We start from the raw sequence: 19,705 nt of genomic DNA on the forward strand, positions 1-19,705 counted from the left end.
CAGTACCCGGCCCGGGCCTGCCTTGACACGACCCCGTCACTCGCCGACCATTGGACCGAACGATCGGTCGGTTGAACAGAGGAGGTCGGCCGATGGCCCCGACGCTGCCCGCCACCACCGGGACAGGACCGCAGGCGGTCCGGGAACAGCCGGAGACCGAGGCACGGCCGGACACCGAGGCACAGCGGGCGTTCGACCGTGCGGTGGCCGCCGAGGAGCGGATCGAGCCGCGGGACTGGATGCCCGACGCCTACCGCGCCACCCTGGTCCGGCAGATCGCCCAGCACGCCCACTCCGAGATCATCGGCATGCAGCCGGAGGCGAACTGGATCACCCGGGCGCCCTCGCTGCGCCGCAAGGCCATCCTGATCGCCAAGGTGCAGGACGAGGCCGGGCACGGGCTGTATCTGTACAGCGCCGCCGAGACCCTGGGCGTCAGCCGGGAGGAGCTGCTGGAGAAGCTGCACAGCGGGCGGCAGAAGTACTCCTCGATCTTCAACTATCCGACCCTCACCTGGGCCGATGTGGGCGCCATCGGCTGGCTGGTGGACGGCGCGGCGATCACCAACCAGGTGCCGCTGTGCCGCTGCTCCTACGGTCCCTACGCCCGGGCCATGGTCCGGATCTGCAAGGAGGAGTCCTTCCACCAGCGCCAGGGCTATGAACTGCTGCTGGCCCTCAGCCGCGGCACCCCGGCACAGCACGCCATGGCACAGGACGCGGTGAACCGCTGGTGGTGGCCGTCCCTGATGATGTTCGGCCCACCGGATGCCGAGTCCGAGCACTCCGCGCAGTCCATGGCCTGGAACATCAAGCGCCACTCCAACGACGAGCTGCGCCAGCGGTTCGTGGACATCTGCGTGCCCCAGGCCGAGGCCCTGGGGCTCACCCTGCCCGACCCTGACCTGCGCTGGAACGAGGAGCGCGGGCACTACGACCACGGCCCCATCGACTGGGAGGAGTTCCGCCAGGTGCTGCGCGGCCGCGGCCCCTGCAACGCCCAGCGGCTGGAGCAGCGGCGGCGCGCGCACCGGGAGGGCGCCTGGGTGCGCCGGGCGGCCGCGGCTCACGCCGCCCGGCAGGCCGCACACCGGGAGCAGGAGCAGGAGCGGGAGCGGGGACGGGGCCGGGGACGGGAGGAGGCCGCATGAGCGAGACACCGAACAGCGGCGGGGAGTGCGCGCCGGACCGGGACTGGCCGCTGTGGGAGGTCTTTGTGCGCAGCCGCCGCGGACTGTCGCACACCCACGCCGGGAGCCTGCACGCGCCGGACGCCGCCATGGCCCTGCGCAATGCCCGCGATCTCTACACCCGGCGCGGCGAGGGCGTCTCGATCTGGGTGGTCCCGGCCACGGCGGTCACCGCCTCCTCGCCCGACGAACGGGACCCGTTCTTCGCCGCGGCGGCTGACAAGCCCTACCGTCATCCCACCTTCTACGAGATCCCGGACGGGGTGAAACACCTGTGAACGTGGCCCTTCCGCTGGGCGACGACGCCCTGGTGCTCTCCCACCGGCTGGCCGAATGGCTGGGCCATGCCCCGGAGCTGGAGGAGGAGCTGGCGCTGGCCAACATCTCGCTCGACCTGCTGGGCCAGGCCCGCGCGTTCTACGCGCTGGCGGGGGACGAGGACGCACTCGCCTACCGCCGCGAGGAGCGGGAGTTCCGCAATGTGCAGCTGGTGGAGCGCCCCAATGGCGACTTCGCCCACACCATCGCCCGGCAGTTGTTCTTCTCCGTCTGGCAGGAGCTGCTGTTCGGCGGGCTGGCGGGCGGCACCGGACCGGTGGCCGGGGTGGCGGCCAAGGCGGTGAAGGAGACCGCCTATCACCGGGACCATGCCGAGCAGTGGACGGTCCGGCTGGGCGACGGCACGGAGGAGAGCCATGTCCGCATGCAGCAGGCGGTGGACGCCCTCTGGCGGTACACCGGTGAGCTGTTCCAGCCGCTGGACGGGCGGGCGGAGCAGGACGGGCCGGAGGTCTCCATGGAGGAGCTGCGCCGGGAGTGGCGGGAGCGGATCGAGACCGTGCTCGGCCGGGCCACCCTTGCCGTGCCCGACGGGCCGGACGCCGACGCCTGGTCGGCGGGCGCCGGCCGGCAGGGCGTCCACACCGAGCCGTTCGGGCGGATGCTGGCCGAGATGCAGTATCTGCACCGCAGTCATCCGGGAGCGGTCTGGTGAGCCGCGTCCCGGGAGGTGCGGCGGGCACCAGCAGCGATGTTTCACATGAAACATCGGCACGGTCACCGCGGGTAGCCGAGCTGCACCGGGCGGCCGGTGCCGTGCCGGACCCCGAGCTGCCCGTGATCTCCCTGGCCGAACTGGGTGTGCTGCGCGGCCTGAGGCTCACCGACGACGGCCGGACCGCAGAGGTGGAGCTGACCCCCACCTACACCGGCTGCCCGGCCGTGGAGGCGATGGCCGAGGACATCCGGCAGGCCCTGCACCGCGCCGATCCTGAGCTGACCCGGGTGGAGGTGCGGACGGTGCTCAGCCCTCCGTGGTCCACCGAGGACATCACCGAGGAGGGGCGGCGCAAGCTCGCCGAGGCGGGCATCGCCCCACCCCGGCACCTCGGTGCGCCGGGCTCGGGCGGACCGGTACCGGTGGCACTGGCCATCCGCTGTCCGCACTGCGGCTCCACCGACACCGAACTGCTCAGCCGCTTCTCCTCCACCGCCTGCAAGGCACTGCGCCGCTGCCGCACCTGCCGGGAGCCCTTCGACCACGTCAAGGAGGTCTGACCGGTGTTTCATCCGCTGCGCGTGGCCCGTATCGAGAGCGCCGTCGATCCGGGCGACGCGGCAGACGCGGTCGCCCTGACCCTTGCCGTGCCGCCGGAGCTGCGGCCCGCCTTCCGTTTCCTGCCGGGCCAGCATCTGACCATCCGCCACTTCACCGCGGACGGGACCGAGCTGCGGCGCAACTACTCGATCTGCAATCCCGCCCCGCGGCCGGGTCCGGACGTTCCCGGTCCGGCCGAACTGACGATCGGGGTCCGCCGGATCACCGAGGGCGGCTTCTCCTCCTATGCCGTCACCCGGCTCACCGAGGGCGAGACCATCGAGGTGATGCCGCCCGCCGGGCGGTTCACCCTGGTCCCGCGGCCCGGCCGGTTCGCCGCCGTCACCGGCGGCAGCGGCATCACCCCGGTGCTCTCCATGGCCGCCAGCCTGCTGGCCGCCGAGCCCACCGCCCGGTTCACCCTGCTGCGCAGCGACCGCACCGCCGCCTCCACGATGTTCCTCACCGAGACAGCGGATCTGAAGGACCGCTACCCCGACCGGTTCCAGCTGGTCACCGCGCTGACCCGCGAGGAGCAGCAGGCCGGGCCGGCCACCGGCCGCCTGGACGCCGGCCGGATCGCCGGTCTGCTGCCCCGCCTGCTGCCGGTGGCGGAGGTCACCGGCTGGTATCTGTGCGGACCGATCGGGCTGATCACCGCCGCCCGGGAGGCCCTGGCCAAGCTCGACGTGGACCGCGAGCGGGTGCACACCGAGCTCTACCACGCCGAGGACGCACCGCTGCCGCCCGCCGCCCCCGCGCCCGCCCAGGGACTGGCGCGCGGCGCCTCGGTGAGCGCCACCCTGGACGGCCGTTCCGGAACCTGGCCGGTGGAGGACGACGAGACCCTGCTGGACGCGGTGCTGCGGGGGCGGCCGGACGCCCCGTACGCCTGCAGGGGCGGGGTGTGCGGCACCTGCCGGGCCCGGCTGCTCTCCGGCGAGGTCCACATGGACCGGAACTTCGCCCTGGAACCGGAGGAAGTGGACGCCGGGTATGTGCTGGCCTGCCAGTCCCATCCGCTCACCGCCGAAGTGCGGCTAGATTTCGATGCGTGATCGGAAGCCAGCACAGCACAGACGGCCCGCACAGCGCGGGCGGCCGGGACAGCGCGGGCGGCCAGGACAGCGCGGCGGGCCGGGACAGCGCGGCGGGCGGCGGAGGGCGGGTGAAGATCGCCACGTCGATCTTCACCGAGATGACCGAGCTGGCCCGCCGCACCGGCGCCGTCAACCTGGGCCAGGGCGTGCCCGATCTGGACAGCCCGCCCGCGCTGCTGCACGAGGTGGCCGAGGCGGTCCTCGCCGGCCACAACCAGTACCCGCCCGCCTACGGCGTCCCCGAGCTGCGCCAGGCCGTCGCCGCCCACCAGAAGCGCCGCTACGGCCTGGACTACGCCCCGGACGGCGAGGTGCTGGTCACCACCGGCGCCACCGAGGCGCTCGCGGCCACTCTGCTGGCCCTCACCGGCCCCGGCGACGAGATCCTCACCCTCGACCCGGCCTATGACGCCTATCCGGCCGGCGCCCGGCTCAGCGGGGCCGCCCTGGTCCCCGTTCCGCTGGTGACGGAGGGCGACGGCTTCGCCCTGGATGCCGACGCGCTGCGCGCCGCCGTCACCCCGCGCACCCGGGTGCTGCTGTTCAACAGCCCGCACAACCCCACGGGCAAGGTGTTCCGCCGGGACGAACTGGAGATCCTGGCAGCGCTGTGCCGGGAGCACGACCTCACCGCGGTCACCGACGAGGTCTACGAGCACCTGGTCTACGACGGCGAGGACCACCTGCCGCTGGCCGCCCTGCCCGGCATGCGGGAGCGGACCGTGGTGATCTCCTCGGCCGGCAAGACCTTCAACGTCACCGGCTGGAAGGTCGGCTGGATCTGCGCACCCGCCCCGCTGACCGCGGCGGTCACCTCGGTCAAGCAGTTCCTCACCTATGCCTCGGGCACCCCCTACCAGCGGGCGCTGGCCCACATGCTGGACGCGGTGGAGCCGTGGGCGGAGGAGCTGCGCACCCTGCTGCGCGGCAACCGGATACTGCTCGCCGACGGCCTGGCCGCCGCCGGGCTGCGCCCCTACCGGGCCGAGGCGGGCTACTTCCTCCAGACCGATGTCCGCCCCTGGGGCTACCAGGACGGGTTCCGGTTCTGCCGGGAGCTGCCCGGACTGGCCGGGGTGGTGGCCATCCCCACCTCCGCCTTCCGGGAGGGCCCCGATCCGGCGCCCTGGCTGGTCCGGTTCTCCTTCTGCCGCCGCACCGACGCGCTGCGCCGGGCGGTCACCGGCCTGGCCGCGGCCCGTCCGCGGCACCGCTGACCCGCACGTGCCGCAGCTTGTCGGGGTTGCGCACCACCCGGATCGCGACGACCCGGCCGTCCCGCACGTCGACCGCGACCACGCTGTCCACCTCCCCGGCCACCGTGAAGACCGCGCCGGGCCCGCCGTTGACCTCCGCCGGATGCGCCACGGCCGGTCCGAACCGCTCGCGCACGCCCATGATCCAGCGCGCCACCTTGTCCGCGCCCTCGATCGGCCGCAGTGCCGCCGACCGCTTGCCGCCGCCGTCCGACCACAGCACCACGTCGGGCGCCAGCGAGGCGAGCATCCGGTGCAGGTCCCCGCCCACACAGGCGTCCAGGAACTCCGCCGTGACCTGCCGCTGCTCCTCCTCCGAGGTGTCGAAGCGCGGGCGCCGCGCCGCCACATGGGAGGCGGCGCGGCGGGAGAGCTGCCGCACCGCCTGTTCGGAGCGGCCCAGCGTCTGGGCAATCTCCCGGTGCGGAAAGCCGAACACTTCCCGCAGGATGAACACCGCACGCTCCAGCGGGCTCAGGCTCTCCAGCACCACCAGCATGGCCAGCGAGACCGATTCCGCCTGCTCGATCTCGTCGGCCACGTCCGGCGCCCGGACCAGCGGCTCGGGCAGCCAGGGGCCGACATAGCGCTCCCGCTGCACCGCGGCCGAGCTGAGCCGGTTGAGGGCCAGGTTGGTGACCGTGCGGGCCAGATAGGCACCCGGGTGCTCCACCGGGCGGTCCACCTGGCTCCACTTCAGCCAGGCGTCCTGCACCAGGTCCTCGGCGTCCGCCACGCTGCCCAGCATCCGGTAGGCGATGCCGAACAGCCGCTCCCGGTGCTCCTCGAACACCGCGGTCCGGTCGCCCCGCCCGGCCTGATCCCGCTGGGCCTGATCCCGCTGGGCCTGATCCCGCTCCTGCCGGTCGTCGCTCATCGAGGGGATGGTACGGCCCGTCATGCCGTCTCCCGGGTGTCGGCCGCCGCCCGGGGCGGGATCGCGCACGAGTCCGAGAACCCCTGACTGGTCAGCCCGGCCGCGCTGTTCACCCGGGAGCGCAGGTTCTCCAGCGCGACCATGGCGGTCAGCTCCACGAACGCCGGCTCCCCCAGCTCCGCCACCAGTTCCCGGACGGCGTCGTCGGTCACCGAGGGCGGGGTGTCGGTCATCGCCTCGGCATAGGCGAGTACCAGCCGCTCCAGCCGGGTGAAGGCCTCCTGGTGTTCCCGCCAGGCCGGCACCTTGCCGACCTTCTCCAGCGGCAGCCCCAGCCGGTCGGCCTCCCAGTAGCCGAAGTCCATGCACCAGGCGCAGCCGATCCGGGCCGAGGCGGCCATCACGGCCAGGTGTTTCAGCGCCGGATCCAGCCCCCGCCAGCGGGCGACCCTCCGTTCGAAGGCGAAGTAGTCACGCAGCACCCGGGGATTGTGGGCGTAGACCAGTCCGGGCTGCATCACCTTGCCGTACCGGCGCCGGGAGTACCACTCGGCCAGCCGGAGCAGTGGGGTACGGCGCGGGGTGAGCGAGATGCGGGCCATGACACTGCCTGCCTTCCTGTCCGTCGGCTTGTCCGACGGCTTGGACAGGGCAGCGGCCCCGGATGTGACATGGCCCCCGGCCGCGGCGGAGTCGGTGCCTCAGCCGGACCGTTCCCCGGCCGTGGCGGCACCGGCCGCTGCCGCGGGCTCGTCCCGGCCGGGCTGCCGGCCGACGCTGACCGCCGCGGCCAGCGCCTGGTCGAGCAGCGGTTCGGCGGGCTGCTGCACGGCCCACCGGCCGAGCACCATCTCGGCGGTGATGCCGGGGCCGAAACCCGCGATGATCCCGCGGGCCGACTCCGTGGCACCACCGTCCCGGAACAGCCGGTCCAGCGCGTCGAACACCACGGAGCTGGCGATGTTGCCGCGCTCGGTGAGCGTGCTGCGGCTGTAGTGGAACATCTCCGGCTCGACCTCAAGGAAGTGGCACAGGTCGTCCAGGATGCGCGGGCCGCCCGCGTGCACGATGTAGAAGTCCAGGCCGGAGGCGTTCCACTCGTGCTGCCCGGCCAGCCTGATCAGCGCCGGGGCGAGCATCTCCATGGTGGCCGGCACCCGCTTGTCCAGCTGGAAGTGGAAGCCGGTGTCCCGGACCGCGTAGCTGATCCAGTCCTCGGTGTCCGGCACCAGATGGGAGCCGTTGCGCTCCAGCCGCACCCCGGTGCCGCCGCGGCCGCGCACCACCGCGCAGGAGACGGCGTCGCCGAACAGCCCGTTGGAGAGCAGGGAGCCGACGCCGAGATCGGTCGGCTGGTAGAGCAGCGAGCAGAACTCGCAGGAGACGATGAGCACATTGGCGTGCGGATAGGCCTGGCAGAAGTCGTGGGCCCGGTTGATGGCGGCGCCCCCGGCCGCGCAGCCGAGCTGGGCGATGGGCAGCTGCCGGGTGTCGTCCCGGAAGCCCATGGTGTTGATCAGCCAGGCGGTGAGCGAGGGCATCATGAAGCCGGTGCAGGACACGTAGACGATCAGGTCGATGTCCTCGCGGTCGACCTCGGCATGGGCCAGTGCCCGGGTGACCACCGGTGGGACGCGGGCCTTGGCCTCGGCCTCGTAGACGGCATTGCGCCGGGTGAAGCCGGGGTGCCGGAGCGTCTCGCCGATGGGCTGCACGATGTGCCGGGTGCGCACCCCGGTGTTCTTGATCAGGCGCAGCACCAGGGGGAGCTGGGGGTGGTCGGCGTGCGTGCGGCGCGCCAGCTCCAGGGTCTCCTCCTGGGTGATGACGTGTTCCGGCACGGCCACGGCCGGTCTGCAGAGTGTTGCCATGTCAGTTCCGCTGTCCTCCGCTTACGAGTGCCCGGCTGCCGGTTACCACGTGACGGGGAGGGCCAGCGGGAAACGCCAGATGGAGCTGGTGTTCCATTCGATCTGCTCGGGCGGCACGGCCAGCCGCAGCCCGGGATAGCGCCGGATCAGCGTGGAGATCACCGTCTGCAGCTCCATCAGGGCCAGGTGGGAGCCGATGCAGTGGTGGGTGCCCCAGCCGAAGGTCATGTGCAGCGGGGCCTCCCGGTCGAGGTCGATCTCGTCGGGACGCTCGTAGACCCGCTCGTCGCGGTTGGCGGCGAGGTAGGAGATGTGCACGGTGTCGCCACGGCGGATGGTGACCCCGCTCAGCTCCACGTCCTCGGTGGCGATGCGCGGGATGCCGACACCCTTGCGGAACGGGATCCAGCGCAGCAGCTCCTCGATGGCCCGGGGCACGATCTCCGGCTCGGCGCGCAGCCGGTCCATGATCTCCGGGTGGGTGAGCAGGGTGTAGGACATGTTGCTGATCTGGTAGGTGGTCGTGTCGTGGCCGGTGATCAGCAGGATCATGGCGAGCACGGCCAGCTCGTCGTCGTCGAGCCGCTCCTCGCCGACCCGGGCCACGGCCAGCCGGCTGATCAGGTCCTCGCCGGGCTCACGGCGGCGGCGGGCGGTGAGGTCCACGAAGTAGGCGCGCAGATCGGCCTTGGCGCGGACCGCGGCCTCCCGGTCGCCGCGCCCCAGGGTCATCAGGGCGATGGCGTTGGCCCGCAGCCCGGAGCGGTCGGCCTCCGGGATGTCCAGCAGCTCGCAGATGGTGGTCATGGGCAGGTGGGCGCCGAGGTCGGCGGCCAGGTCGCCGGGGCGGCCGCGCTCCTCCATGGCGTCCAGCAGGCCGTCGACGGTCCGCTGGGTGGCCGGGCGCAGCGTGTCCACCAGGCGGTTGGTGAAGCCCTGGGCGACCAGACGGCGGAGCCGGTTGTACTCGGGCGGGTCCATCAGGTTGATGGCCTCGTCCTGCACGATGGGCTCGGGGGTCATGCGCGGGAAGTCCTGGCCGATGACGGCCTTGCGGCTGAAGCGGCGGTCGGTGGTGATGACCCGGATGTCGTCGTAGCGGGTCGCCAGCCAGGCCTCGCCCTTGCCGTAGGGCATGCGGATGCGGGTCAGCGGCGCCTCGGCCATCAGCTCGCGCAGCGCCGGGTCGAATTCCAGGGCCGTGACGTGGGCGAAGGAACAGGTCCGGGGTTCGGCTCCGGCCTGCGACGGGCGGCCGGCAGCAGTATCCGGGACGGTTTCTGATGTCTCCACGGGGAGCACCTCCGGGGTCGGAGGCATCGCACGCGGCGATACCACCGTCAGGTGATAGGACGGTGCGTTACTCCCCGCCGCGGGGCCCGGACATGTCTGCGCGGATGCGAATTAACCCATTCGAGCAAAGCAGAGACGATTCTTCTTTACACTGGGCTTACCTGCGGCCAATACCTCAACCGAGCGCGACGTCACGGATTGCAGAACCCTTCCCTCAAGCAAATGCACAGGGTGACGCCCGTACGGGAGGGGACGGGAAGAGGCGGCGGGCGGGCGCCGGACCGGGCCGGGACGGGCCGGGTCAGGCCCGACCGGGGCACGGCCGGCCCTGACCGGTCAGAGCACGACAGCCGGCGCGGCGGCCTCGGCGGTCATCGGCAGCCCGCGGGCCTGCCAGGCCAGCATGCCGCCGTCCACATTGACCGCGTCGAGCCCCCGCTGGAGCAGATAGCCGGCCACCTGGGCCGAGCGGCCGCCCACCTTGCAGATCACATGGATCGTGCGGCCCTCGGCCAGCCCGGCCAGTTCCTCGGTGCGGGCGACGATCTCGCTCATCGGGATGTGGACCGCGGCCGTGGCGTGCCCGGCAGCCCACTCGTCGGCCTCGCGGACGTCCAGCAGCAGGGCTCCGTCCGGGACCTGCTCGACGGTGACCGTGGGCAACTGCGCAAAAGACATGCCTTCGACAGTACCCGGACGCCCCCGGCCGCCGCCGGGGCGTCCGCTCAATCCCCGGCGGCGAGCTCGCGGGCCAGTGCCTGCTCGCGCTCGGCGATCTTCCGCTGCAGATCGGCCGCGATCTCGTCGAGCAGCCCGTCCGGATCGTCATGGGCCAGCCGCAGCATGGAGCCGATCGCGCCGGCCTCCAGGTCGCGCACGAAGGCGGCCAGCATCTCCTTGCGGCCGGCCAGCCACTCCAGCCGGGCCAGCAGCTCCTCGGCGCGGGCCAGCGGGCCGGGCGGGGGCGGCGGCCCGGCCTCCCACTCCTCGGACAGCCGGCGCAGTTCCTCCGCGTCGCCGCGCGCATAGGCCTGGTTCACCCGGCTGACGAACGCGGCGCGGCGCCGCTGCTCCCGCTCGTCGGTGACCAGATCGGGGTGGCAGCGCCGGATCAGCTCGCGGAACAGCTTGCGGGCCTCCTCCCCGGGGCGGACCCGGGGCGGGGTGCGCACCGGCCGTTCGGTGAGCATGTCGACCGCGTCCGCCCGCATGCCGTCGGCGTCCATCCAGTCGCCGAACAGGGCGGAGACGCCGGGCATGGGGGCGAGCAGGGCGCGGGCGTCGGCGGCCCGGCGCTCGTCCTCCGGGTCACCGGTACGGGCGGCGACGGCCTCGGCGATCCGGGCGTCGAGCTCCTCCAGCCGGGTGTGCAGCGGTCCGAGGCGTTCCTCGTGCAGGCGGGCGAAGTTCTCCACCTCGATGCGGAAGCTCTCGACCGCGATCTCGAACTCGATCAGGGCGCTCTCGGCGGCGCGCACCGCCTGTTCCAGCCGCTGCGTCGCCTCCTCGCCGCCACCGTCGGTTCCGGTGCCGTCGGTTCCGGTGCCGTCGGCGGTCCGGTCGGGGCGCGGGCTGTTCTGGTCGTCCGGGGTGGTCACCCGGCCAGCGTAAGGGTCAGCGTGGCGGGTCGCGGAACTCGCTGGGGCAGTTCGCCGATCCGCCGGCCAGATGGCGGTCGGCCCACCGGGAGAGCTCCACCATGGCCGGACGCAGGCCGTGTCCGGCCTCGGTCAGCCGGTACGTCACCCGCAGCGGAGGCCCGGCCTCCACTTCGCGGGCGACCAGGTGCAGCTCGGAAAGCTCGGTCAGCCGCTCCGAGAGCATCCGCTCGCTGATCCCGGGCACCGCCCGCTTCAACTCGGCGAAGCCGCCGGGGCCGCTCATCAGCGCCGCGAGCACCAGCCCGGTCCAGCGCTTGCCGAGCAGCCCGAAGACCCGCTGCAGCCCGCCCTCGGGCTCCGTACACATCTGGTGGTCCGCGGGCGGCGCCTCGTGGCGCGCCCCCGCCGCCGTCGTCGCCGCCGCTGCCTCGCCCATGGAGTCAAGGGTACCCCTGACGCCAGGGCGGGCTATAGAAAAGTAAGTAGCTGTGGTAAAACTAGCTACGTACATCCCACTAGGGACTCACCTTTCCTTGCGAGGAGTATGCGCATGGCCGCCACCCTGCTGCACCTGGACACCTCCCTGAACGGGGCGAACTCCGTCTCCCGGGAAGTCGCCGCGAGCTTCCGCCGCGCCTGGGAGGAGCAGCACCCCGAGGGCAGCGTGATCCACCGCGATCTCTGCGCCCAGCCCATCCCGCACCTGGACGGTGCCGCCTACTACGCGGCGCTCACCCCGCACGAGGAGCGCAGCGAGGAGCAGCGCAGCATCCTGGCCCTGCGGGAGGAGCTGATCACCGAGCTGGAGTCGGCGGACGCCGTGCTGATCGGCGCGCCGCTGTACAACTACTCGCTGCCCTCCGCGCTCAAGGCATGGCTGGACCACGTGATCGTGATGGGCCGCACCGCGGGGGCCGAGCCGACCTCCGTGGCGGGCAAGCCGGTGACCGTGGTCACCAGCCGGGGCGGGGCCTACGGGCCCGGCACGCCCCAGGAGGGCAGGGACTTCGCCGTGCCCTACCTGCGGATGGTGCTGGGCGCCGCGATGGGCATGGAGCCGGAGTTCATCGTGCCGGAGCTGACCCTGGCCCGCGTCGTGCCGTCCATGGCCGGGCTGATCGACAAGGCCGACGCCTCCCGGGCCGACGCGCACGCCCGGGCCGAGGCCCGGGCCAGGGAACTGGCCGGCCGGCTCCCCGCGGCGGTCTGACCGGCACCCGGCGGACGCCGGAGGGGCGGGGTGCCGTACCGGGGACGGTACGGCACCCCGCCCCTCCGCTGCCTCTCAGGCCGGGTCGGGTCAGGTCAAGGCAGCCACGTCAGGTCCCGGCCAAGGCCCGGACAGGCCGGCCGGGCCGGGCCAGGAAGGGCCGGGCCCGGCCGGCTCCGGTCACTCGGTGCGTTCCGCCACCCGGCTCCCACGCTCCCGCTCCCCTTCCCGCTCGGCCGACGGTGCCGGCAGCGGCGTACCGGACGGCCCGCCGGGGGCCCCGGCCGCGGCCTGGCCGGGCACCGGCACGGCACGGCGCCCCACCGCGGTCAGCCGCCGCCGCACGCCCCGGATCAGCCGCCCGGCGGTGAATCCGGCCCCGTAGACGAAGCGCATGGCCGGCCCGTACGCCGGGGCGGACAGCAGACCGGCGAAGAACAGCCCCGGATGCGAGGACTCCATCCCGCCGTCCAGCTCCGGCGCCCGGGTCCCCGGGACGGTGCGCAGCCGGTCCCGCACCGCGGGGTCGAGGATCTCCAGCCGCCACAGATCCGGCAGAAAGCCGGTCGCGGCGATCACATGCCCGGTACGCACCGTCTCCCGGACCTGGCCGCGGGCGTCCGCGAGCTCCAGCCGCAGGCCCTCCTCGCCGTCCGGCACGGCCCTCGCCACCCGACGGTCCAGGCTGACCGGGACCACGCCCTCGAACCGCTCGCGCAGCCACCAGGCTCCGGCCGGCCCGAGCGCCGACTCGAAGATCCGGGCCCGGCGGCGGCCGGGCAGCCGCCGCACCGCCCAGGGGACCTCGGCGTAGACCCAGGTGCTCCAGCCGGTGCCCAGACCGCTGTGCGGGCAGCGCAGGGCGGCGGCGCGGGGGCGCGCCAGCGGCTGGGGCAGGGTGTTCCAGCGAAGTGCGGGGGCGCGGGCCACCAGCCGGGCCCGGGCGCCGTTCTCGGCCAGCAGCGCGGCGGTCTCCAGGGCAGCCTGACCGGCACCGATCACCGTGACGTCCCGGTCCCGGAAGCGGTCCAGTGCGCGGTGGTGGCTGCTGTGGGTGACCCGGTCGGCGGGCAGGTCGCGCAGCGGCTCGGGAATCCTGACGAACGGCATCACGCCGACGGCCAGGGCCACCGTGCGGGTGTAGACCACCTCACCGCTGCCGGTGGTCACCCGGAAGCCAGCGCCGGGCAGCGGGGTGACCGCCGAGACCGGGCAGTCCTCCACCCTCGGGCCGATCTCCTTGGCGAACCACAGGCCGTAGTCGGTGAAGGTGCTGAGGGGCAGCGGGTGGGCGTGCTCGGCGCGCAGCCCGCGCGGGGCGCAGAAGTCGGCCAGGGTGCGGCCGCCCGAGGGGTCGGAGAGGTCGGATGCCCAGGGTTCGGACTTCAGGAACATCCCCTCGGGCATGTGGTCCCGCCAGGACGCCATGGGCCGGCCGAAGACCCGCAGGTCGAGCCCGGCGGCCGCGGCGTGCGCGGCGATGGACAGCCCATAGGGGCCGGCGCCTACCACTACAAGATCGTGCATCGGGTCAGCCGCTCACTTTCGTCGGTCCAGTCGGTCTGGTCGGTCCAGTCGGTCTGGTCGGTCCGGTGCGTCGGGACGGTCGGGGCCGGTCCGGGCCGGCCGGACGGGCAACAGGTGGGTCGGACGGGCAATCGGTCAGGACGGGCGGGCCGGTGGTGGGATGGCTTCAGGAGCGGCGCCCGGCGCGGGCCACGGCCTTGCCCGCCGCCCGGCGCAGCCAGCCGCCGGCCATGGTCAGCAGCGGCCGGGGGTCGTCGGCCGCGAACCACGCGGTCTCCAGTCCCGCGCCGCCGGCCGGGACGGGCAGCGGGCCGCCCGGCAGCGCGCGCAGCGCGGAGAGCAGCCCGTAGTTCTCCGCCACGAACACCCGGCCCGGCACCGGCCGCGGCTCCGGCACCGCGCGGCCGGTGAGATCCAGGTGCAGGGCGCGCACCACATCCGTCCCCCGCCCGTCGGCGAACAGCCGGAACTGGGCGCCGGGCCGTGGATTGGCGTCCAGCAGGTGGTACGCGCCGGTGCGGGGATCGCGCCGGAAGTCCAGGTCCAGCACGCCGTGGTAGCGCAGCAGGCGGGCCAGCCGGACGCCCGCGCGTGCCACCTCCGGTGCGTCCCGCCAGCGGCCCACCGCGGTGAGTCCGGCGGCCGGTGGCCAGGACAGCTCCTTGCGGCCGGTGCCGCCGGTCAGCAGCCGTCCGTCCGCGGCGAAACAGCCGTGGAAGAACCAGTCCTCGCCCGGTCCGGGCAGGTACCGCTGGAGCAGCAGCGCGGCGCCGCCCGCCCTCGGGGTGGCGGCGTACAGCCGCCGGATCTGCTCGACGCCGGTGACCACGGTGGTGCTGCGCAGGGCGCCTCCCGGCGGCAGCAGCCAGGGCCGGTCCCACTTGGCAACCAGTGGCAGGCCCAGTTCGCGGGCGGCGGCCACGGCGTGGGCGGCGCTGCCGGGGGCCACGGTCTCCGGGTGCGGGATCTCCGCGTCCCGGCACAGCCCGGCGAGTGCGGCCTTGTCGGCCAGCCGGGCCGCGGTGCCGGGCGGAGGTCCGGGCAGCAGAAAGTGTCCGCGCAGCCGCCCGGCCAGCCGGGCCGCGGTCAGCGCGCCCATGTCGTCCATGGCGATCAGCACGGCGGGCCGGCCGATCCGCTCCGCGACCCGCTCCAGGGCACGGGCCACCACCGCGTCGCGGTCGCCCTCCGCGGCGGGCATGGGGTGCGCCCGGTGCAGATGGCGGGAGCGGGCCAGCGGGGTGCGCGGCCCCTCGGTGAAGGCGTGCACCTCGATTCCGGCACGGCCCAGCGAGCGGGCGGCACCGAGCGACCCGTGGTGGAAGGGGTTGCGGTCCAGGCGCAGCAGCAGCGCGGGCACGTCGGTGGCGAACTGCCCGGCGGCCGGCCGCACCGGAGGCGGCGCCGGGGCCGGTCCGGAAACAGGTGGAGCGTCAAGCGGTGGCATATTCGGAAATCCTTCACACTTCCGTCCGGTACCGGCAATGGACTCCTCGATCGGGCTACCGGAAACCCCTTCGGAAAGACCATTCGTCAGATCTGCTGCTTAATGGTGTGCAGGGCCGCAGAAAGTCGCAGAAAGGGGTCGCCCATGCCGCTCGGATTCGGTGCCGGACTGGCCGCGGCATCGGCCGGGCTCCTCCTTGCCGCCGGGCCGCCGCCCCCGGACCCGTCCCCTGCGCCCGCACCCGACCCGCACGCCTCCGCACCGGCTCCCGACGACACCGCACCGGACCCGCACGACACCGCACCGGCTCCCGACGACACCGCACCGGACCCGCACGACACCGCACCGGCTCCCGACGACACCGGGCGGGCTCCGGACGACACCGGGCCGCTCGCGGGTTCCTCCGCGCCGCTCGCCCTGGCCCCCGAGGCCTTCGGTGCCTTTCTCGGCTCCGGCCCGGAGGGGGTACGGCGGATGGGGCTGTTCTCGCACTGGCTCCACGGCATGGAGCTCCATGTCGGCCACACCTATCTCCCGGGCGATCTCTGGATCAACATCCAGGGGCGTCCGGAGTTCCTCGCCCCCTGGGCGGAGTGGCGCCGGGCCGGGGCGGACCGGCTGTTCGTGCTCAATGTGCCGATGCTGGAGCGGAACGAGGCGGGGGTGCGGGACGCCGAGGTGCGGTCCCTGCTGCGGAGCGGCGCCACCGGACGGTTCGACCGGCACTTCCGGGTGCTGGCCGAGCGGCTGGTGGCGCTCGGCCTGCGGGACACCGTCATCGTGCTCGGCTGGGAGATGAACGGCACCACCTACACCCACCGCTGCGCCCCCGACCCGGCGGCCTGGAAGGCGTACTGGCGGCGCATCGTCGGCACCATGCGGGCCGTGCCCGGCCAGCAGTTCCGTTTCGATTTCGCCCCGAGCCGCGGCCTGGACGCCATCGCCTGGACCGAGTGCTACCCGGGCGACGACGTGGTGGACATCATCGGCATGGACACATACGACCAGCCGCCGGGCCGTACCTTCGACGAACACGTCAGCCAGCCGTACGGGCTCCAGGACCATGTGGATTTCGCCCGCGCGCACGGAAAGCCGATTTCCTTCCCCGAATGGGGGCTGTTCCGCAACGGCGACAATCCGGAATACGTGCGCCGCATGCTGGAATGGATCGCCGAGCACGAGCCGCTGTACCACACCATCAGCGACTACTGCCCGCACGGTGTGTGGTGGTGCGGCGGTAATCCGGATTCGGCGGCGGCTTTCCGTGCACGCGTCATCCCGCGCCGCCCGGGGGCGGAGCCGGAGCCGGCTCCCTCCGGTGCTCCGCCGCGGGTTCCCCGGGGGCCGCGGGTGGCGCAGTGACCTCCGTGCGGCCCCGGCCCGCCGGGCCCGCTGCTCCTGCCGCGCCGCGCGGTCGGCGCGGCAGGAGCAGCGGCAGGGCACCGAGCACGGTACCGGTGGTGACGGCCGTGGCGAGGGAGACCAGCGGCGCCGGGGTGACGGGAGAGTCCGGTGCGACGGCGGGGAGCAGCAGCGACAGGCGGGCTCCGCCGGCCTCCTCGGCCGCCTCCCCGTACCGGATCAGGGCCCGGGCCAGGGCGTCGGCGGCACCGGCGGCAAGGGACGGGGACGCGGCGGTGGCGGTGATCTCCACCACCGGCGCGTCCGGGGAGGTGGCGGCGCGCAGCGCGGCGTCCCGGACGGACGCACCGGCGTCGGCCACCACCGCCGGGTCGGTGGCCAGCCGGCCGTAGAGCTGGGCCCATCCCAGGGCCGCCGCCGGGTCGCCTCCGTCCGTGGGCTCCGCCACCACCTGGCTGGTCGCCGCGTAGCGGGGCGGGGTCAGCAGCGCGTACGCACCGCCGAGCAGCAGGCCGAGCAGCGCCCCCGCCGCCACCGGCCACCAGCCGGGCAGCCGGGACAGGCGCCGCCGGATCGGCGACAGCAGAGCGGAGCACAGCATCCGGGGCGAGGACCAGGACCGGGACCAGGACCGGGACCAGGACCGGGACCGGGGCCCGGGCCGCAGTCGGGACCCGGGCCGCAGTCGGGGCCGGGGCCACGACGGCAACCGCCACCGCCACCGNGGGGCCCGGGCCGCAGTCGGGACCCGGGCCGCAGTCGGGGCCGGGGCCACGACGGCAACCGCCACCGCCACCGCAGCCGGGGCGGCCGGTCGGCGGCGCCGGAGGCGTCCGGAGCGGCGGCGGGCGCGGCGGGCGCAGAGGTTGCGGGGGGTGCGGAGGTTGCGGGGGGTGCGGAGGGAGTGGGGGGTGCCGTCATCGTGTCCGGCCTCCTCCGGTGGGCTGCGACGGTGCCGGGGACCGCGGCGGTTCCGGGCCCGGGGAGGGCGAGGGGAAAGGGGGCGGCAGCGGGGAGAGGACCGGGGCGGAGGGCACCGGCGGCCGGGGTGCGGCGGGCCGGGCGGCCGTGCCGGTACGGGCGCCGGGGGCCGGGTCCGCCGCGACCGTGGTGTGCAGGCCGGTGTAGAGCCGCATCAGCCGGTCGGCGGCTGCGGCGACCCCGTAGCGGTGGACCGCCGGCGGCACCGGAAGGCGGCGCGGCCCGGCTGCCAGTTCCCGCCGCACGGCGGCGGCCAGCGCCTCGGGGTCCGGGTCGGTCCGGCGGGCGCCCGGGGCCTCGCCGGGCGGCAGGTCCTCCACCGCCGGACAGGCCGCGTACAGCACCGGCAGCCCGGCGGCCAGCGCCTCCAGCACCGCGACCCCGAAGGTCTCCTCCGGCGAGCAGGAGACGAACAGATCCGCGGCCGACAGCAGCCCGGCGACACCGGGGCCGCCGCACTCTCCCACCAGTCGCACCCGGTCCGCCACACCCAGCCCGGCGGCCAGCCGCCGCAGCGCCTCCGCCTCCGGCCCCTCCCCGGCGAGCACCACCCGCACCTGCGGCAGCCGGGCCGCGGCCCGGACCAGCAGGTCGAACCGCTTGCCCGGCACCAGCCGCCCCACCCCGGCCAGCACGAAGGCGTCCGGGTCCAGCCCGAGCCGCTGCCGGACCACCCGGCGGGCGGCCGGGGCGAAGCGGAAGCGCGCCGGGTCGATGGCGTTCGGGATCACCACGATCCGGTTCTCCGGGATGCCCCAGCCGGCCAGCCGTCCGGCCACCGTGGGCGAGACCGCCACGGTCGCCGCGCCCAGCCGCTCGGTGGCCCGGTACAGCGCGCGGGTGGTGCGCCGCAGCGGGCGGCCCTCGATCTCCTGCGCACCCAGCGAGTGCTCGGTGGCCACCACGGCGCGCACCCCGGCGAGCCGGGCGGCGGTCCGGCCGTACACGCAGGCCCGGTAGAGGTGGGTGTGCACGATGTCGTAGCGCCCGCGCCGGATGTGCCGGACCAGCCGGGGCAGCGCCCGCAGATCACGGTTGCCGCGCATGCCCAGATCGCGGACCGGCACGCCGTCCGCGCGCAGCGCCTCGGCCACCGGGCCGGAGCCGGCCAGCGTCACCACCTCGCAGCGGGCGGGCAGCCGCCGCAGCAGCGTCTGCAACTGCCGCTCCGCCCCGCCGACGCCCAGCCCGGTGATGATGTGCAGGACCTTCACCGCCCGTCGCCCCCTCCGGACCCGGCGGGCGGCCCGGACGGCGGCGGCGCCGTGCGGGTCTGCGGCGCGACGGCCGGGTCCAGCAGCACCGGGCGGCGCCGCACCGGATGCAGCAGCCGCTTCACATGCAGCCGGGGTCCGGTGTCCGACTCCCCGATGTGCACCCGGGGGAGGGCCAGCGGACCGGTGAGCGGCCCGGCGTCGATGGCGCAGCCGTAGCCGTAGCCGGCCCGCCGCACGGCCGCCAGCACGGCCGTGCTGACCGCGCCGTAGGGGTAGCAGAAGCCGTCCGGCGCGCGGCCGGTGAGCCGGTGCAGGAGTTCCCGGCTGCGGACGGTCTCCTCCTGCAGTTCGGCCGGGGACGCCTTGGTGAGGTCCAGGTGGCGCATGCCGTGCGAGCCGATCTCCATCCCGGCCTCGGCGGCGGCGCGGATGCCCTCGGCGGTCAGCAGCGGCTTGCGCGGGCCCTGCGGGTCCCAGGCGTTGTCGCCGCCGAGCCGCCCGGGGAGCACGAAGACGGTGGCCGTGCAGCCGTGCCGGTGCAGCAGCGGGACGGCGGCCTCCAGGAAGTCGGTGTAGCCGTCGTCGAAGGTGAGGCCGACCAGCCCGGCGGCCCGGCCGGCGGCGCGGGCGCGCAGCAGTTCGGCCACGGAGACGCCGCGCAGGCCGCGGGCGCGCAGCCAGCCGAGCTGGCGGTCCAGGCGGCGCGGCGAGACGGTGATGCGGTAGGGATCGTGGGAGGGGTCGGACACGGAGTGGTACATCCACACCCAGAGCGGCGAGCGCCCGTCCTGTCCGCCCCGGCGGCGGGGACCCGGCAGCCGCCCCGGTGCGGTGGCGGCGCGGTCCGGGGGATCGGGGGGGTCGGCGGACGGGGCCGGTGCGGCGGGGACGGCCGGGGACGCGGCAGCCACGGGGAGGGCCCGGGCGGCCCGGGCGGCCCGGGAGGCCCGCGCGGCCCGGGCGGAGCCGGGGGCGGGGAAGCGGGATGGGGTGTCGAGAGTCATGGGCGTTGCCTTCGTTTCCGGGTGCCGCGCGCCGCACGGCGCGCGGCGGCCAACAGGACATCCGCCTCCGGCACCCGCGCGGCCCGCGCGGCGATGACGAAGACGGCGGGAACCACCACTCCCCCGAGCACGGCCGCGGCGGCCGGGGACGCCACCGCGCCGCCGGCCGCCC

At 74.6% G+C, this 19,705-nt stretch carries 20 protein-coding genes; 8 read left to right on the forward strand and 12 right to left on the reverse strand.

Translation table 11 applies throughout. The features are described 5' to 3' along the window. Positions 1-92: 92 nt before the first annotated feature. The 6 genes from paaA (at position 93) to GQS09_RS13045 (ending at position 5,104) form a co-directional block, all read left to right on the forward strand. Positions 93-1,151 (forward strand): 1,2-phenylacetyl-CoA epoxidase subunit PaaA, encoded by a 1,059-nt coding sequence (paaA, locus tag GQS09_RS13020; RefSeq protein ID WP_165986205.1) that lies wholly within the window; start codon positions 93-95, stop codon positions 1,149-1,151. Beyond that, a complete protein-coding gene (paaB, locus tag GQS09_RS13025; RefSeq protein WP_165986206.1) occupies positions 1,148-1,468 on the forward strand; it encodes a 1,2-phenylacetyl-CoA epoxidase subunit PaaB in 321 nt (106 codons plus the stop codon). The genes paaA and paaB overlap by 4 nt, the downstream gene beginning before the upstream one ends. Continuing rightward, a complete protein-coding gene (gene paaC / locus GQS09_RS13030; protein ID WP_165986207.1) occupies positions 1,465-2,184 on the forward strand; it encodes a 1,2-phenylacetyl-CoA epoxidase subunit PaaC in 720 nt (239 codons plus the stop codon). The genes paaB and paaC overlap by 4 nt, the downstream gene beginning before the upstream one ends. Before the next feature lie 101 nt (positions 2,185-2,285). Next, positions 2,286-2,747 carry a 1,2-phenylacetyl-CoA epoxidase subunit PaaD gene (gene paaD, locus GQS09_RS13035; RefSeq protein WP_399552499.1) on the forward strand — a complete coding sequence of 154 codons (462 nt, stop codon included), beginning with the start codon at positions 2,286-2,288 and terminating at the stop codon, positions 2,745-2,747. Between the two features lie 3 nt (positions 2,748-2,750). Continuing rightward, positions 2,751-3,845 carry a 2Fe-2S iron-sulfur cluster-binding protein gene (locus GQS09_RS13040; RefSeq protein ID WP_165986209.1) on the forward strand — a complete coding sequence of 365 codons (1,095 nt, stop codon included), beginning with the start codon at positions 2,751-2,753 and terminating at the stop codon, positions 3,843-3,845. Between the two features lie 140 nt (positions 3,846-3,985). After that, a complete protein-coding gene (locus GQS09_RS13045; protein ID WP_165986222.1) occupies positions 3,986-5,104 on the forward strand; it encodes an aminotransferase class I/II-fold pyridoxal phosphate-dependent enzyme in 1,119 nt (372 codons plus the stop codon). Here GQS09_RS13045 and GQS09_RS13050 read toward each other — a convergent pair. The 7 genes from GQS09_RS13050 to GQS09_RS13080 all read right to left on the reverse strand — a co-directional run bounded on the left by GQS09_RS13050 (position 5,067) and on the right by GQS09_RS13080 (position 11,152). Continuing rightward, positions 5,067-6,020 (reverse strand): RNA polymerase sigma-70 factor, encoded by a 954-nt coding sequence (locus GQS09_RS13050; protein WP_165986210.1) that lies wholly within the window; start codon positions 6,018-6,020, stop codon positions 5,067-5,069. The genes GQS09_RS13045 and GQS09_RS13050 overlap by 38 nt on opposite strands. A gap of 20 nt (positions 6,021-6,040) precedes the next feature. After that, positions 6,041-6,622, reverse strand: coding sequence for a carboxymuconolactone decarboxylase family protein (locus tag GQS09_RS13055; protein ID WP_165986211.1), 582 nt, complete (start codon positions 6,620-6,622; stop codon positions 6,041-6,043). Between the two features lie 99 nt (positions 6,623-6,721). After that, positions 6,722-7,891: a type III polyketide synthase gene (locus tag GQS09_RS13060; protein ID WP_165986212.1), complete on the reverse strand. Its 1,170-nt coding sequence runs from the start codon at positions 7,889-7,891 to the stop codon at positions 6,722-6,724. Positions 7,892-7,933: 42 nt separating this feature from the next. Further along, positions 7,934-9,088, reverse strand: coding sequence for a cytochrome P450 (locus GQS09_RS13065; RefSeq protein WP_243761368.1), 1,155 nt, complete (start codon positions 9,086-9,088; stop codon positions 7,934-7,936). 432 nt (positions 9,089-9,520) lie between these two features. After that, entirely contained in the window at positions 9,521-9,862 is a 342-nt protein-coding gene (locus GQS09_RS13070) for a rhodanese-like domain-containing protein (RefSeq protein ID WP_165986214.1), read from the reverse strand. A 47-nt stretch (positions 9,863-9,909) separates the two neighbouring features. Further along, a complete protein-coding gene (locus tag GQS09_RS13075) occupies positions 9,910-10,782 on the reverse strand; it encodes a hypothetical protein (protein WP_399552500.1) in 873 nt (290 codons plus the stop codon). Between the two features lie 16 nt (positions 10,783-10,798). Next, complete coding sequence (locus GQS09_RS13080; RefSeq protein WP_165986223.1) at positions 10,799-11,152, reverse strand: helix-turn-helix domain-containing protein; 354 nt, start codon at positions 11,150-11,152, stop codon at positions 10,799-10,801. Between the two features lie 183 nt (positions 11,153-11,335). Between GQS09_RS13080 and GQS09_RS13085 the strand changes: the two genes are divergently transcribed. Continuing rightward, positions 11,336-11,995, forward strand: a complete 660-nt coding sequence (locus GQS09_RS13085; protein ID WP_165986215.1) for an FMN-dependent NADH-azoreductase — start codon at positions 11,336-11,338, stop codon at positions 11,993-11,995. 180 nt (positions 11,996-12,175) lie between these two features. Here GQS09_RS13085 and GQS09_RS13090 read toward each other — a convergent pair whose 3' ends face one another. Then, positions 12,176-13,522: a SidA/IucD/PvdA family monooxygenase gene (locus GQS09_RS13090; RefSeq protein ID WP_165986216.1), complete on the reverse strand. Its 1,347-nt coding sequence runs from the start codon at positions 13,520-13,522 to the stop codon at positions 12,176-12,178. Positions 13,523-13,688: 166 nt separating this feature from the next. After that, positions 13,689-14,969 carry an ATP-grasp domain-containing protein gene (locus GQS09_RS13095; RefSeq protein ID WP_243761363.1) on the reverse strand — a complete coding sequence of 427 codons (1,281 nt, stop codon included), beginning with the start codon at positions 14,967-14,969 and terminating at the stop codon, positions 13,689-13,691. A gap of 144 nt (positions 14,970-15,113) precedes the next feature. Between GQS09_RS13095 and GQS09_RS13100 the strand changes: the two genes are divergently transcribed. Further along, positions 15,114-16,331 (forward strand): glycoside hydrolase family 26 protein, encoded by a 1,218-nt coding sequence (locus GQS09_RS13100; protein ID WP_165986217.1) that lies wholly within the window; start codon positions 15,114-15,116, stop codon positions 16,329-16,331. Here the strand turns inward: GQS09_RS13100 and GQS09_RS13105 are convergent. The 3 genes from GQS09_RS13105 to GQS09_RS13115 form a co-directional block, all read right to left on the reverse strand. Beyond that, positions 16,243-16,932 (reverse strand): lipopolysaccharide biosynthesis protein, encoded by a 690-nt coding sequence (locus tag GQS09_RS13105; RefSeq protein WP_165986218.1) that lies wholly within the window; start codon positions 16,930-16,932, stop codon positions 16,243-16,245. The genes GQS09_RS13100 and GQS09_RS13105 overlap by 89 nt on opposite strands. A gap of 316 nt (positions 16,933-17,248) precedes the next feature. Further along, a complete protein-coding gene (locus GQS09_RS13110) occupies positions 17,249-18,526 on the reverse strand; it encodes a glycosyltransferase (RefSeq protein WP_165986219.1) in 1,278 nt (425 codons plus the stop codon). Then, complete coding sequence (locus tag GQS09_RS13115; RefSeq protein ID WP_165986220.1) at positions 18,523-19,533, reverse strand: polysaccharide deacetylase family protein; 1,011 nt, start codon at positions 19,531-19,533, stop codon at positions 18,523-18,525. The genes GQS09_RS13110 and GQS09_RS13115 overlap by 4 nt, the downstream gene beginning before the upstream one ends. Between the last annotated feature and the right edge of the window lie 172 nt (positions 19,534-19,705).

It is taken from the genome of Streptomyces sp. YIM 98790, from assembly GCF_011421595.1.
Lineage (GTDB): Bacteria > Actinomycetota > Actinomycetes > Streptomycetales > Streptomycetaceae > Streptomyces.

Coding starts and splice junctions, on each gene's coding strand:
- paaA (WP_165986205.1), top strand. CDS start 93: ATGGCCCCGACGCTGCCCGCCACCACCGGGACAGGACCGCAGGCGGTC.
- paaB (WP_165986206.1), top strand. CDS start 1,148: ATGAGCGAGACACCGAACAGCGGCGGGGAGTGCGCGCCGGACCGGGAC.
- GQS09_RS13045 (WP_165986222.1), top strand. CDS start 3,986: ATGACCGAGCTGGCCCGCCGCACCGGCGCCGTCAACCTGGGCCAGGGC.
- GQS09_RS13050 (WP_165986210.1), bottom strand. CDS start 6,020: ATGAGCGACGACCGGCAGGAGCGGGATCAGGCCCAGCGGGATCAGGCC.
- GQS09_RS13055 (WP_165986211.1), bottom strand. CDS start 6,622: ATGGCCCGCATCTCGCTCACCCCGCGCCGTACCCCACTGCTCCGGCTG.
- GQS09_RS13060 (WP_165986212.1), bottom strand. CDS start 7,891: ATGGCAACACTCTGCAGACCGGCCGTGGCCGTGCCGGAACACGTCATC.
- GQS09_RS13070 (WP_165986214.1), bottom strand. CDS start 9,862: ATGTCTTTTGCGCAGTTGCCCACGGTCACCGTCGAGCAGGTCCCGGAC.
- GQS09_RS13080 (WP_165986223.1), bottom strand. CDS start 11,152: ATGTGTACGGAGCCCGAGGGCGGGCTGCAGCGGGTCTTCGGGCTGCTC.
- GQS09_RS13085 (WP_165986215.1), top strand. CDS start 11,336: ATGGCCGCCACCCTGCTGCACCTGGACACCTCCCTGAACGGGGCGAAC.
- GQS09_RS13090 (WP_165986216.1), bottom strand. CDS start 13,522: ATGCACGATCTTGTAGTGGTAGGCGCCGGCCCCTATGGGCTGTCCATC.
- GQS09_RS13095 (WP_243761363.1), bottom strand. CDS start 14,969: ATGCCACCGCTTGACGCTCCACCTGTTTCCGGACCGGCCCCGGCGCCG.
- GQS09_RS13100 (WP_165986217.1), top strand. CDS start 15,114: ATGCCGCTCGGATTCGGTGCCGGACTGGCCGCGGCATCGGCCGGGCTC.
- GQS09_RS13105 (WP_165986218.1), bottom strand. CDS start 16,932: ATGCTGTGCTCCGCTCTGCTGTCGCCGATCCGGCGGCGCCTGTCCCGG.
- GQS09_RS13115 (WP_165986220.1), bottom strand. CDS start 19,533: ATGACTCTCGACACCCCATCCCGCTTCCCCGCCCCCGGCTCCGCCCGG.